Origin of the sequence: Natronobacterium haloterrestre, assembly GCF_900112205.1 — an archaeon.
GTDB lineage: Archaea > Halobacteriota > Halobacteria > Halobacteriales > Natrialbaceae > Natronobacterium > Natronobacterium haloterrestre.
This window is the reverse complement of record NZ_FOKW01000022.1, coordinates 1-12,873: the sequence shown is the minus strand read 5'-3', so window position 1 is coordinate 12,873 and position 12,873 is coordinate 1. Positions and strand designations below refer to the sequence as shown.

Annotated in this window: 15 protein-coding genes and 1 rRNA gene; 12 read left to right on the top strand and 4 right to left on the bottom strand. The window is 65.0% G+C overall.

The genetic code is table 11. The features are described 5' to 3' along the window. The 7 genes from rrf to BM113_RS21495 all read left to right on the top strand — a co-directional run. Positions 1-97: ribosomal RNA gene (rrf, locus tag BM113_RS21525) — 5S ribosomal RNA — on the top strand; the annotation flags it as partial. A gap of 324 nt (positions 98-421) precedes the next feature. Beyond that, on the top strand, positions 422-670 hold the full coding sequence (locus BM113_RS22925) for a DUF3179 domain-containing (seleno)protein (protein WP_281244052.1): 249 nt from the start codon (positions 422-424) through the stop codon (positions 668-670). Beyond that, on the top strand, positions 667-1,284 hold the full coding sequence (locus BM113_RS22545) for a DUF3179 domain-containing (seleno)protein (protein WP_089790152.1): 618 nt from the start codon (positions 667-669) through the stop codon (positions 1,282-1,284). The genes BM113_RS22925 and BM113_RS22545 overlap by 4 nt, the downstream gene beginning before the upstream one ends. A gap of 252 nt (positions 1,285-1,536) precedes the next feature. After that, positions 1,537-3,213, top strand: coding sequence for an aldehyde ferredoxin oxidoreductase family protein (locus BM113_RS21510; protein WP_089790150.1), 1,677 nt, complete (start codon positions 1,537-1,539; stop codon positions 3,211-3,213). A gap of 79 nt (positions 3,214-3,292) precedes the next feature. Beyond that, on the top strand, positions 3,293-4,279 hold the full coding sequence (locus tag BM113_RS21505) for an asparaginase (RefSeq protein WP_089790149.1): 987 nt from the start codon (positions 3,293-3,295) through the stop codon (positions 4,277-4,279). A gap of 49 nt (positions 4,280-4,328) precedes the next feature. Beyond that, positions 4,329-4,730, top strand: coding sequence for a pyridoxamine 5'-phosphate oxidase family protein (locus BM113_RS21500; protein ID WP_007141573.1), 402 nt, complete (start codon positions 4,329-4,331; stop codon positions 4,728-4,730). 80 nt (positions 4,731-4,810) lie between these two features. Then, positions 4,811-5,176 carry a DUF7344 domain-containing protein gene (locus BM113_RS21495; RefSeq protein WP_089790147.1) on the top strand — a complete coding sequence of 122 codons (366 nt, stop codon included), beginning with the start codon at positions 4,811-4,813 and terminating at the stop codon, positions 5,174-5,176. Between the two features lie 134 nt (positions 5,177-5,310). Here the strand turns inward: BM113_RS21495 and BM113_RS21490 are convergent, their stop codons facing one another. The 4 genes from BM113_RS21490 to BM113_RS21475 form a co-directional block, all read right to left on the bottom strand. Further along, a complete protein-coding gene (locus BM113_RS21490) occupies positions 5,311-5,565 on the bottom strand; it encodes a Sec-independent protein translocase subunit TatA/TatB (protein ID WP_029601623.1) in 255 nt (84 codons plus the stop codon). Between the two features lie 322 nt (positions 5,566-5,887). After that, on the bottom strand, positions 5,888-7,144 hold the full coding sequence (locus BM113_RS21485; protein WP_177209259.1) for a CaiB/BaiF CoA transferase family protein: 1,257 nt from the start codon (positions 7,142-7,144) through the stop codon (positions 5,888-5,890). A 114-nt stretch (positions 7,145-7,258) separates the two neighbouring features. After that, complete coding sequence (locus tag BM113_RS21480) at positions 7,259-8,002, bottom strand: competence/damage-inducible protein A (RefSeq protein ID WP_089790144.1); 744 nt, start codon at positions 8,000-8,002, stop codon at positions 7,259-7,261. Positions 8,003-8,083: 81 nt separating this feature from the next. Then, complete coding sequence (locus BM113_RS21475; protein ID WP_089790143.1) at positions 8,084-9,121, bottom strand: ornithine cyclodeaminase family protein; 1,038 nt, start codon at positions 9,119-9,121, stop codon at positions 8,084-8,086. 149 nt (positions 9,122-9,270) lie between these two features. On the opposite strand from BM113_RS21475, the gene BM113_RS21470 reads away from it, so the two are divergent. The 5 genes from BM113_RS21470 to BM113_RS23165 all read left to right on the top strand — a co-directional run bounded on the left by BM113_RS21470 (position 9,271) and on the right by BM113_RS23165 (position 12,741). Beyond that, positions 9,271-10,251 carry a DUF7351 domain-containing protein gene (locus tag BM113_RS21470; RefSeq protein ID WP_089790141.1) on the top strand — a complete coding sequence of 327 codons (981 nt, stop codon included), beginning with the start codon at positions 9,271-9,273 and terminating at the stop codon, positions 10,249-10,251. 145 nt (positions 10,252-10,396) lie between these two features. Beyond that, the gene (locus BM113_RS21465; protein ID WP_218149979.1) at positions 10,397-10,708 is read left to right on the top strand and encodes a nickel-binding protein; all 312 of its coding nucleotides are present in this window, start codon (positions 10,397-10,399) and stop codon (positions 10,706-10,708) included. A gap of 7 nt (positions 10,709-10,715) precedes the next feature. Beyond that, positions 10,716-11,150: a cupin domain-containing protein gene (locus BM113_RS21460; protein ID WP_089790140.1), complete on the top strand. Its 435-nt coding sequence runs from the start codon at positions 10,716-10,718 to the stop codon at positions 11,148-11,150. Positions 11,151-11,230: 80 nt separating this feature from the next. Continuing rightward, complete coding sequence (locus BM113_RS21455) at positions 11,231-12,049, top strand: cupredoxin domain-containing protein (RefSeq protein WP_089790138.1); 819 nt, start codon at positions 11,231-11,233, stop codon at positions 12,047-12,049. Between the two features lie 512 nt (positions 12,050-12,561). After that, the gene (locus tag BM113_RS23165; RefSeq protein ID WP_089790136.1) at positions 12,562-12,741 is read left to right on the top strand and encodes a hypothetical protein; all 180 of its coding nucleotides are present in this window, start codon (positions 12,562-12,564) and stop codon (positions 12,739-12,741) included. The last annotated feature ends 132 nt before the right edge of the window (positions 12,742-12,873 follow it).

The following is a 12,873-nucleotide window of genomic DNA, read 5'->3' as shown; positions in this document are numbered from 1 at the left end:
CTCCCGTACCCATCCCGAACACGGAAGATAAGCCCGCCTGCGTATCGGCAACTACTGGAGTGGGAGACCCTCTGGGAACGTCGATTCGCCGCCCCTATTCATATCAACCTTCCCGAGAGGGATCACGGTCACGTCGAAGCGGCACTGCCGCTTTGGCTTCCATTCATTCTATTTCCTACCGATCCTGGATTAGCGGCGGTTCGATTCCGTCGGTCGGAGTACGATACTGAGCAGTGCGGTTTCCTGCGTATCTCGAGCACCTATTACGTTATCGACGTTTTTCGACTACCCAACTACTGATTACCCGACGAGCGGCGGACGGAAGACGGGCAGTCGGTCCTGCACATCATGCGCCTGCCGACGAATCGGCGTCGACCCCGAGACTGAGGATACTAAGCGACGTCGTCGCATCGGTTTCGGCATGAACGTTCGCCAGGTGGTGCCGAGAGACGCGATTCCGAGCGTGGACGATCCTCCGTTCGGGAGCGAGTACTTCGGGAACCCCGATGACGACGTGATCGTCGTCGAATCGATACCCGCGAAAGCCTATCCGGTGTCGATACTCGACTATCACGAAATCGTCAACGACGTCCTCGAGGGCGAGAGCGGGGACGAGGATGGGAGCGGAACCGAAGAGGAGGTCTCCATCGCCGTTACGTGGGTGGCGTGAGCGGAAAGCTCGCCGACGACGATCTCGTGATGTACGATCGTGAAACCGAGTCGGAGTGGAAGCAGTCCACCGGCGAGTGTATCGCCGGTCCCCTCGAAGGCCGTCAGCTCTCGATTCGATCGGCCGCCGTGATGACCTGGAACGCGTTCCGCGACCGATATCCGGGCGGCCTCGTCCTGCAACCGCTCGAGGACGCCTGTAGCGAAGCGGCGAGCGAGGGCGACGAGCCCGCGAAGATCGATTACGACGACGATCCGTACGCCCACTACTTCGAGAGCGACGGGTTCGGCCTCGAGGCACATCGCGGAACGGCGACGACGCGATCGTGGGACCGGACGGACCTGGACCCGAAGGCGGTCGTTCTGGGTCTCGAGGTCGACGACGAACCTGTGGGGTTCCCGCTGCCTCGAGTACGCGAGGCCGGGGGTGTCGTTTCCGAAACCGTCGGTTCGCGCGACGTCGTGGTGTTCGCGACCGATGGGGGGATACACGCGTTCGAGAACCCGGGATACGAGTTCGAACCGGTCGACGAGAGTGACGACGACCGTGGTGAGGGGTTCCGGGCCGATTCGACCGTGTGGGACGGCGCGACGGGCGAGTCGGCGGACGGCTGACACGACTGCCCGCGCGGCGTCTCTTCGCGTTCACCTGGCGGGACGACCACGGGCCGGAGGCCTTCTTCGAGCCCTCGGACGACGAGTCCCTGGGTGGAGAAGGGTAACCCGAGACGCGTGCTCTTTTCGGCTAGAGCGGTATCGATCGTCCTGGCCTCGCGTAGCCCCGCGGGTTCGGTCAGTCGGGCGCGTCCCGCTCGAGTCGTCCGGGATGGATAAAAACCTAATACCGGTCCCGGAAATGGACGAGGTATGCTACACGCTCGCAATCCAATGCTGACGATCGACGTCGGTGACCGGACCACGAGTGAGACGGAGATCGAATCGATCCACCGCGAGTATCTCGGCGGGCGTGGCCTCGCGACGCGTCTCGCACACGAGCGGATCCCGTTCGACGTCGATCCGTTCGACCCGGCCAATCGGCTGTTTTTCACGACTGGGCCGATGCAGGCCTCTACGATGAGTTTCACCGGGCGAATGAACTGTACCGGCGTTTCACCCCTGACGGATGGGTTGCTCTCGAGTAATGCCGGCGGCTTCATGTCCCGGAACTTCACCGCGGCCGGCTACGGCGCGGTCGAGATCGCCGGAGCGAGCGACGAACTGCTGATCCTCCACGTCCGCGACGACGGCGTCACGTTCGAACCCGTCCCGGAACTCGAGGACGCGACGGTCTCCGAGACGTTGTCCTATCTCGAGGACGAACACGGCGTGACGTCGGACCAGACCGCGGTTATCGGCCCTGCCGGCGAGCGAGAGGTCCGGTTCGCGTCGATCATGACTTCCGAGGAGCGGGCGTTCGGCCGCGGGGGGCTGGGTGCGGTGCTGGGGTCGAAGAACGTCAAGGCAGTCACTTTCGGTGGGGACAGCGACATCGACCTCGCGGGCGAAATCTCGGCGACCCAGGGGGAGATCCATCGCGAGGCGGCGACCGACGACCACATCATGAAAGAGCAGGGAACGGTCGCGGTGATGGACCTCGCCAACGAGGTCGAGGGGCTTCCCTCCTACTACTTCTCCGAGCAGCAGTTCGAGGGTGTCGACGGGATCAACGGCGCGGCCGTCGCGGACAAGAAGTACAAGAAAGGGACCTGTTCGGCCTGTGCCTTCGCCTGTAAGCTCCCGACCAGGGACGAGGACGCCGGCGTCGAGACCGAAGGCCCCGAGTTCGAGGTCGCGATGGCGTTCGGCTCGAACTCCGGGATCGACGACATCGTCGAGGTGATGAAGTCCAACAAGCTCTGCGACGAGTACGGGCTCGACGCCATCTCCGCCGGAAACACGGTCGCGGCCTACCTCGCGGCCGAGGACGAGTTCGGCAACGCTGACCTGATCCACGACCTCGTCGAGAAGATCGCCTACCGGGAGGGGGTCGGCGACGACCTCGCGGAGGGCATCGACCGCGTCCACGAGGACCTGGGCGTCGACAACTGGACGGTCAAGGGGATGGACTTCGCCGCCCACGAGGGCCGGGTGCTGCACGGCCAGGGCCTGTCCTACGCGGTCGCCAACCGTGGCGCCGACCACATGTACGCGACCTTCTACTCGGTCGAGTACCCGCTCGTCCCTGAAGAGGACGCCCTCGAGCCGACCGGCACCCTCGGCAAGGCCGACCGACTCGTCCGGCGGGAGAATCTGATGGCGCTGAACGATTCGGGCGTCGTCTGCAAGTTCTCCCGGGACTACATGACTCCCGAGCGATACGAGCACCTGTTCGACGCCGACTTCGAGGAGTTGCTCGCGGTCGGCGCCCGAACCGTCACGCTCGAGCGGCATTTCAACAACCAGCGCGGGTTCGACCGCGCGGACGACGACCTGCCCTACGACCTCCCGGACTTCGATGAGGCGCTCGAGGAGTACTACGACGTCCGCGGCTGGGACGACGGGGTCGTGCCGGAGGACGCGGTTCCTTACGCCGGCGAAGCCTGATCGACGGGCCGGGCCCGTCGCCGCACAAGCCGCGACTCCGGTACGGAGAACGAAGTAGCTCCAGGCGAAACGCCAGCCTATGCCACGCGTTCGCGTACTGAGCACCGGCGGCACGATCGCATCGACGGGCGGGCCAGATGGCGCGACCCCCTCGAAGGGCGGCGACGAACTCGTCGCGGCCGTCCCCGAACTCGAGGGGATCGCGACGCTCGAGACGGAGTCGGTCTGCGACGAACTCAGTTTTCACCTGTCGTTCGAGAACGTCGCGTCCCTCGCTCGCGCGGTCGAACGGGCCGCCGAGGACGGCGTCGACGGCGTCGTCGTCACCCACGGGACCGACACGATGGAGGAGTCGGCGTACTACCTCGACCTGGCGGTCGACGCCGACGTGCCGGTCGTCTTTACCGGCGCGCAACGGCCGGCGGACGCGGTGAGCGCCGACGGGGCCGGGAACCTCCTGCAGGCGGTCACCGTCGCCGCCGACGACCGGTTCACGGAGGGCGCCTACGTCGCCTTCGCCGACCTCGTCCACGCGGCCAGGTGGGTAACGAAAGCCCGCGCCGGACGGCCGGAGGGGTACGCCTCGCCCGCCGCCGGTCCCGTCGCGGAGGTCACGCCCGACGGCGTGGCCCTGCGGCGGGACCCACGTAGCGAGTCCGTCTCGCTCCCCGCGCTCGAGACCACGTCCCGGGTCGACCTGCTCCCCAGCGGGCTGGGTATCGACGCGCGCCAACTCGAGCGAGCCCTCGAGGACGGCGTCGACGGCCTCGTGCTGGCGGCCAGCGGGATCGGGAACACGACGCCGGCGATCGGCGACGCGGTCGCGGACGCGGTCGAAGCCGGCGTCCCGGTCGTCGTCGCGACGCGGTGTTACGACGGGGCCGTGGCCGCGCGGTACGGCGGGCCCGGCGGGAGCCGAACGGTTCGCGAGCACGGGGCGATCCCGGCCGGGGACCTCCCGCCCTGGAAGGCCCGCATCAAACTCGGCCTGGCGCTGTCGGCGTTCGACGACCTCGAGGCGGTTCGAGACGCCTTCGAGCGCCAGCGCGGCGTCGCGACGGCGTAACTACCAGAGAAGGGTTCGAGATTTAGTAACAGGAAAAAGAACACCCACTATGGCATCGATCCCCGAAGACTTCCACGACCTGTTCGAAAAGAAGACCTTCGCCCACATCTCGACGCTGTTGCCCGACGGCTCGCCCCACGTGACCCCGGTGTGGATCGACTACGACGCCGACGCCGGTCGGCTGCTGGTCAACACCGAGCGCGACCGCCGCAAGGAGAAAAACGTCCGGAACGACCCGCGGGTCGCCGTCAGCATGACCGATCCGGACGATCCCTACCGGATGCTGTCCGTGACGGGCGAGGCGGCCGAACTCACGACCGACGGCGCACGCGAACACATCGACGAACTCGCCCACCGCTATATGGGCGAGGAGTACCCGAACCCGATCGAAACGGAGCGAGTCATCATCTCGATCGAACCCGAACACGTCAGCGCGTTCGGCCCCGAGTGAACCGCCGCGATTCGGGTCGGCCGGCCTTGCACGTGCCCGCCGGGAGTACTTCCGGGATGGATCGGTACAGGCACCATCGAATGGGAGAGTGGTCCCGCGACGCTACCGAACTCGAGGGGATAGAGGAGACCGATCTCTCGACGGACGACCTCTTCCGACTCCTCGCGGATCGACGGGTCCGAACCGCGCTGGTGTTCCTGCGGGACAGGCCGGACACGACCCTCGAGCAACTCGCGTCGGTCATCGCCGCCGCAGAGGCGAACGAAGGCGAGACGAACGAGGCGGGAGACAGCTACGACCGCATCCGACACGAACTCTACCACTCGACGCTGCCCGCGCTGGACGAGGCCGGCCTGATCGCGTTCGATCCCCAGAGCAAGCGGATCAGGGTGATCGACGTCCCCAGCACGATCTACTCGCTTTTCGACGGCGAAGCCGATGACTGATCTCCATCGTAGCACATCGTTCTGACGGGTGAGAACCGACTCGAGGGGAAGAGGAGACGAGGGCCGAGAACCGAGGACGAGAGGCAGTCCCGTCGCTGCAAGCGGAGAAGAGAACGACGTCGAGAATCGGGCGTTTACGACTCGAGATCCGTCTCGGCGTCCGTGCCGGCACCAGCACTACCTGCACCGCTGGCGTCCGGTTTGATCTCCTCGAGTTCCTGCTCGACCTGCGCCTGGCCTTTCTTGAACTGACCGGCGGATTCGCCGATCGAGCGCGCGAGCGCGGGGATCTTCTGTGCGCCGAACAGCAGGACGGCGATCCCGACGATGAGCAGCAGTTCCGGTCCGCCGGGGGCCATCGGAATGAACAGCGGTGCGATCGATGTCACGTCCACACACCTGCCGAGAACACTTGTAGTCTTTTCCATCACGGGGTTCCGAATCGAGTCGATTACTGGCTCGTCAGCGGTTCCTACGGCCCCAGATCGTTCGAAAAGGTATTTTCGAGGCCTGCGACGGATCGGGAACGGGAGCGTGGCGTCGATTGCGGGATTGGCAGCGATCGGTGCCGGTGGGTGCCGATTGCGGACCGATGTCGCGACCTGCCGTGGGGATGGCAGGTCATCCGAGTGTGACGCTGTGACACGGGTAAGTCCTCTCCCACTATTATTGGGTATCGTTCGGGTACGGAGCCAAACCCCTGCCGGGCGATCAGATAACGTCCGCGTCTTTCAGTTTCTCGATCTCTCGGTCCGAGTAGCCGAGTTCGGCGAGGACGTCCGCCGAGTGTTCGCCGAGGGTCGGCGGATGGCGGCGGATCGTCGTCGGCGTTTGCGAGAGATGCATCGGACTCCCCGGGACGTCGATCGTCCCGGCGGTCGGATGGTCGATCCGACTGTGCATCCCCCGGGCCTCCACCTGGGGATGCTCGAACACGTCCTCCATGTCGTGGACCTTCCGGGCGGGGACGTCGTACTCCTCGAGCAGGTCGAGGAGGTCGTCGATCTGATACTCGACGAGTTCGCTCCGGAGTTCGGCCTCGAGGTCGCTCCGGTGTTCGACGCGGTCGGCGTTGGTCCGGAACCGGGCGTCCTCGAGCAAGTCCTCGCGCTCGAGCGCACGACAGAAGTTCCGCCAGAGTTTCTCGGAGGCCGCGGCGACGACGACGTAGCTGTTCTGGGTAGGGAACGCCTGGTAGGGGGCGATCGTCGGGTGTTTACTCCCCATTCGTTCGGGAGGCTCCCCCGAGGCGAAATAGTTCGCAGCCATGTAGGACATCCAGGCGACCTGGCCGTCGAAGAGGCTGACGTCGATCTTCTGGCCGCCGGCGTCCTGCAGTTCCCGGTGGAACAGCGCGGCGAGGATGGCCTGCGTGGCGTACATCCCGGCCCCGATGTCGGCGATGGCGACGCCGACGCGGACCGGTTCGCGGCCCTCCTCGCCGGTGATGCTCATCAGTCCACCCTCCGCCTGCATGATGAGGTCGTAGGCCGGCTTCTCGGCGTATGGCCCCCACTCGCCGTAGCCCGACAGCGAGCAGTAGATCAGGTCGTCGTTCTCCTCCCGGAGGTCCTCGTAGCCGAGGCCCCACTCCTCGAGCGTGCCGACGCGGAAGTTCTCGACGAAGACGTCGGCGTCGCGGACGAGTTCCCGAAGGAGGTCACGGCCCTCGTCGGTTTTGAGGTTCAGCGTGATCGACCGCTTGTTGCGGTTGACGCTGGCGTAGTAGGCGCTGACCGCGTCGCCGTCTCCGTCTCCGTCCCCGTCCCCCTTGCCCTCGAACTGCGGCGGATACCAGCCGCGGGTCTGGTCTCCCGTCCCGGGGCGTTCGATCTTGATCACGTCCGCGCCGAGGTCGCCCAGTTGCATCGTACAGAACGGACCGACGAGCACCTGCGAGGCGTCGACGACGGTCACTCCGTCCAGCGGGCCGGCCGAGTCGTCCGGGTCGCGTGCTTCGCCAACCATCGGTACGAGCATCTGTCGGGCGAAGCGGGTTAGGTGTTTACGTCGCCGTCTCCCACCGTCACCGGTGCGGACGCGATCCGGTCGCCCCTGTCAGTATCACCCAGCGCCGTCAGGTCACCCGCTCCAGTCCCGCGAAACCGGCGTCTCGCTCGCGTCGATCGCCTCGAGCAGCCAGTCCGCGGCCGTCTCGACGTCGTCGTCCGTGCCGGTGACCTTCAGCCGGTTGTGTCCCGCTTCGCGGTCGGGATAGCAGCCGACCGTCACGGCGAAGCGATCCATCGCCTCCTCGAGCGCGTGGACGATGTTCGCTTCGGGTTCGACGGTGTAGAGGAACCGCGAGCGGCGATCCCCGGCGAACTCCTCCGCCACCGACGCGAACATGGCCTGCAGTTCGTCGGGGATTCCCGGGAAGACGTAGACGTTCTCGAGGACACAGCCGGGCGCGAGCCCCTCGTCGTTCAGCAGCGGTCGGCTCCCCTCTGGCAGCGCGGCTTCGGCGTCGACGTCGACCGCGAGGTCGTGTTCCGGGAGCCGTTCCTGGATCTCGGCCAGGCGGCGCTCGACGTCGGACCTGGCGAGTTCGGTGACGGTCAGCTCGCGGTCGAAGGCGTCCGCGACGGCTTCCACCGTCACGTCGTCGGGCGTACCGCCGATCCCACCGGTTACGATGACGGCGTCGAACGCCTCGCCGTAGGCGGCGACGCGGTCGGCGATGCTCTCGCGGTCGTCGGGAACGGAAAGGATTCGCTCGACGGCGACGCCGCGCTCGGCGAGTTGGGTCGCCAGCCAGTTCGCGTTCGTGTTCACCGTGTCGCCCGAGAGCAGTTCGTCGCCGACCGTGATGATCGCTACGTCCATGCGGTGTCTACCGATCGATGGCGCTTCGGACGCAAAAACCCGACCGTTGAGGTCTCCGGCGGCCACCCGATGGTCCCGTCGTCACGTACCGTCGCCGTCGGACTCGAGCCCCGTCTCCGGGAGTCGCCCCGTCAGGGCTTCGCTCGCCGGGGCCAGCGAAATCGGCGAGCCGAGCCCACGGTCCGCGGCCCGTTCGTACAGCATGTGGGCCGCGGCGACCGTCTCGATCCCCGTCCCGCCGCTGTCGAACACCGTGATCTCGTCGTCGCTCGTCCGCCCGGGCGCGTTCCCGGCGACGACCTCGCCCAGTTCCGCGTGGACGTGGTCCTCCGTCACCGCCCCGTCCTCGAGCGCGGCCAGGAACGCGCCGGCGTCGTACGTAGCCCGCTCGCGCAGGTCCGGCACGTAGGTGGCCCGCTCGATCGTTCGGACGTCGAGTTCGCGGCTCCCCTCGGCGTACTGGCCCATCGCCGTCACGTGCGTGCCGGGCTCGAGGTCGTCGCCGTCGAAGACCGGCTCGCTCGACTTCGTCGCCGTGATGACGACGTCAGCGCCCGACACCGCGTCCGCACTCGAGTCGACGGCCGAGACGGCCGCCTCGAGGTGGGAATCGAACTCCTCGGCGAACGCCTCGCGGTTCTCGCGGGTGGGCGAATAGACGCGGACCGACTCGAACTCGCGGACGGTCGCGGTAGTATGTAGTTGGCCCCGCGCCTGGGAGCCGCTGCCGATGACCGCGAGCGTGGTCGCGTCCTCGCGGGCGAGTTCGTCGACGGCGACCGCGCCGGCGGCTCCGGTCTTGAACGGGTTCATGCTCGCGCCGTCGAGCAGGGCAAGCGGCTCGCCGCTCTCGGCGTCGAACAGCGGCGTCACGAACCAGGCGTCGCCCGCGCCGAACCCGGCGCCGTACATGTACCCGCCCATCGCACCCGTCTCGGGGAGCAGGGCGGCGTAGCTGGTGAACATCCCCTCGGGATCGGCCCGGCGGAACTTCTGGCGGGGGTGTGCCGGCGCGCCCTCGCCGACCTGTCGGTAGCCGTTCCTGACTGCCTCGACGTACTCCGCGGGCGTCGCGAGTCCGTCGATCTCCTCGCTCGTGAGAAAGAGCGCGTCGGTCATACCGACCCCTTCTGGGGCGAGCGGGAAAAAGTCGAGCGAAGCGGTAGGTCGTGTTCGTCGCCGGAGACGGGACGCGTATTTCGTGTCCTGTTCGGCCGTAGCACAGTCCAAGGAGTAGGTTTATACACCCATGGATGACAGTCTCTAGCATGTCAGGGGCCCGATTCACGCCGGGGCTCGATCTGGACGGGCTGTCCCCGGACGAGGCGTTCGCCGTGCTGGGAAACGAAATCCGGTTGGACATCATCCGCGTGCTGTGGCACGCCGATGCGGCCCACGAATACGACGACGTCTCCGATACCGCCGAGACGATCCCGTTTTCGGAGTTACGCCGGCTGATCGATGTCGAAGACAACGGGAAGTTCAACTACCACCTCTCACAGCTCACCCCCCACTTCGTCCGGCACACTGACGACGGCTACCGGCTGAGCGGTGCGGGCAAGCAGATAGCCAGAACCGTAATCGCCGTCTCGGGTGAGGACCAGGTCGACTTCTCCGCCCCCCTCGAGCGGGACTGTCCGTTGTGCAACGCACCCATGACCGTGGCGTACGAGGATCAGTGGATTCGGATCAGCTGTTCCGAGTGCGAAGGCGTGTTCGGCGACAAGGCGCCGGAGGAGTCGGTCTTCTTCTCGAGCTATCCGGCTGCAGGGTTAGCGGATCGCACCCCCGACGAAGCACTCAGGACCGGCTTCTACCGCTGTATGTTGGACATCGCCTACATGATGCGCGACGTCTGCAGGGAGTGTGCGGGCTCGATCTCCACGTCGGTCTCGGTCTGTGAAGATCACCGGACTCCGGCGCGAGAGCCGTGCCCTCGCTGTGGGACTCGATTCCCCGCCTGGACGGACCAGCGGTGTGATACGTGCGGATTCGCCAAGCGCCTGCCGGTGGAACCGTTCGTCCTGACGCTTTCTCCCGTCGTTGGATTCCTCGCCAGCGAGGGAATCGATATCCTCACCCCGGACTTCACCGAGATCATCGAACCCCTTCAGGACCGCGTCGAGACCACCGTCACCGAGGACCCCGTCCGCGTGTCGGTCACCATCGAGGGCGAGACACGGACGCTCAGCGTCTCACTGGACGACGAGCTAGAAGTCGTCGGCCTCGACCGACGACGGTCGGTGTGACCCCGAGGCCAGCTCGCTTTCCGGTTCGAGCGGCTACGAACCGATTTCTCGGATTCGGTGAGTGAAGAGGAGTTCACTAGACTCGATTAGAGAAATGTTGTTCTCCGAACAGGTAAGTGCGATTCTCGCGTAGATTTACCCGGTCATGACGGACCAAGACCTGATCGACTTCGGTATCTGGCGCAGAATGAACGAAGACGTCACGACCGAGGAGGCGAAGCGAGACGCCCTCGAAGCGTCTCAGGGGGCGATCGCGGAACTCCGGGAAGAGGGCCTCGAGGTCGAGTGGGTGCGGACCGACGTGCTGGAGGACCCGGACGACGACACCGATTGCGCGTACTGCCACTACCGCGCCTCGAGCGAGGAGGTCATCAGAGAACACTCCGAGCGTGCGGGCCTCCCCGTGACGGAACTCACGCGGATGGACGACCAGTTCGACCGAAGCGACCTCGAGTGACCGAACCATGTCAGAACTCAAGACGGTCAGCCTCGACGACCTCGATCTGGTCGAGGTGACCCAGTCGGAAACGGATATGGAGGTGAACGTCAATTTCCCGTTCTCACCCCACTTCCCGGCGGCAACCGGGATGGGACTCGAGGGCGGCCACAACGTCGTCTACTTCGAGATCCCGCCGGGGAAAGCGCTGGGAACCCACGAGGATAGCCCCGAAGAGATCGTAATTTGCCTCGAAGGCGAGGACGTCGAGGCCCGGGCCGGGGACGCCGAGGGCACGATCGGTGCCGGCGATCTGGCGGTGATCCCGCCGCTTGCCCCGCACGGGTTCCGAAACACGGGCGACGTGAGGGCCCGGTTCCTGGGCATCTTCTCGGATCGGACGAACATCGCCGAGTTCGAAGAGACCCTCGAACCGTTCGGAGACCGCATCCTGAAGGTCTAGCTCGAGGCGAACCGACGCTGGTGCCCCGTGGATCGACACGGGCGCGGACCGACGCTGTACACACCCACGTTCGAACGACCATGACCCGACATACGGACGCACACTCGACCGACTCCGACGAACCGACTACCGAACGGAGCGGATACGGACGCCGACCCCTGCTGAAAGCGCTCGGCATCGGTACGGCGCTTTCTGCCAGTGGTGTCGTGACGGCCCACGACGACGGCACCGACGCCGATATCGATCCGAGGTATGGAGACGCGAGGCCGAGCGCCGATCGTATTCCGGCGGACGTCCCGGATCACGAGGTCGAACTCGGAATTGCGGATCCGATCCCCGACCAACACGGCCCGCTCTTTCACTTCGACCCGACCGGACTCGCTATAGAGGCCGGCGACGTCGTGCAATTCACCCTCAGGACGCCGGACCACACGATCACGGCGTATCATCCAGGCCACGGGTTCCAGCAGCGGGTGCCCGACGGCGTCCCGCCGTTTTCCTCGCCAGTCGTCAGTGCCGGCGGAGCCTGGCTCTACGAGTTCCAGCAGGAGGGGCTGTACGATCTGTACTGCGCCCCCCATCACATCCTCGGCATGACGATGCGAATCGTCGTCGGGGACCTCGATGACGGTGACGTGCCGGAATACGAGGACACGTTCGAGGGGTCCGAAGAGCCGCCGCTCTTGCCCCCGTTTAGCAAAGCGATGCTCGAGCACGAACTCGAATCTTTCAGCGAGCAGGGGGACAACGTCCGCCCGGAGTGGGTCTGGCTGACTCCCCAGGAGGTCCTCGAGACGGAAGTGCTCGATCCGGCGCATATTCAGGAGACAGGCGCCGTAGCCTTCGATGCGGTTCTAAGTGAGATCGATCGTATGGAGGATGGGCACGAACACGGTTAGATCCTGCCACGAGCCGCATTGACGGGACCTGAACACAGGTACGCCCGATCGCGTTTTGCGGTTGGCTCGAAGTGGATGTCGGTGTCTGCCAAATCCTCCCGCTGAATCTTGTATGCGCTTTCTACCGGTTTCAGTATGGGTTGAGCGAGCCGTGCTGAACTCACTGTGCGAACTTTTTCCGCGTCGGGTTCGCCGGAGGCGAACCACTCGCGCAAAAACTTCGATGAAAAAGGCGGGCTGCTCGGCCTTCGGCCTCGCCACCCGGGAACCGCGCTCGCTTCGCTCGCGCGGAAACTGGTGCTGAATCTACCCTCTATATTAAGCAGGCAGATTCTGACAGAATCTAAGTAAAACGTTCAGTCTCTGCTGAATACAGGGCGCGAATGTGGCACAGACTGAGCGTAATCAATGCCGAGGATCAAACGCTCAGTACAGATGATATAGTGAACACGAATCTATCAAGTAAAATCTACCATCATTTATCATAGCTCATGCCGTAAGGGACCTGATCAATGATGATGCAAGTCACAAAAACTCAGGAGGTCGCCTGTCCGAAATGTGGAGAGAACAGTAGCGTACCCGCCCCGGAACGGGACGTGGAGTTGAAAGTTAGTCCGTATGTCGCCGCGTTCGGTAATCACATGGAAATCCAATGTTCAAACGAACACACCTTCTGGGTTTACTACTGCTAGCCATGCTCTCCTTCTACTGATCGCTTAATTCGCATGTCATTGGTCTTTAGCTAAGCCTCAGCGGTCGGTTGGATGGTGGTAGCGAGCTGTTCTTGAAGGATCGGTCGTTGCTTGTGGATCTTCTGAGCGTCT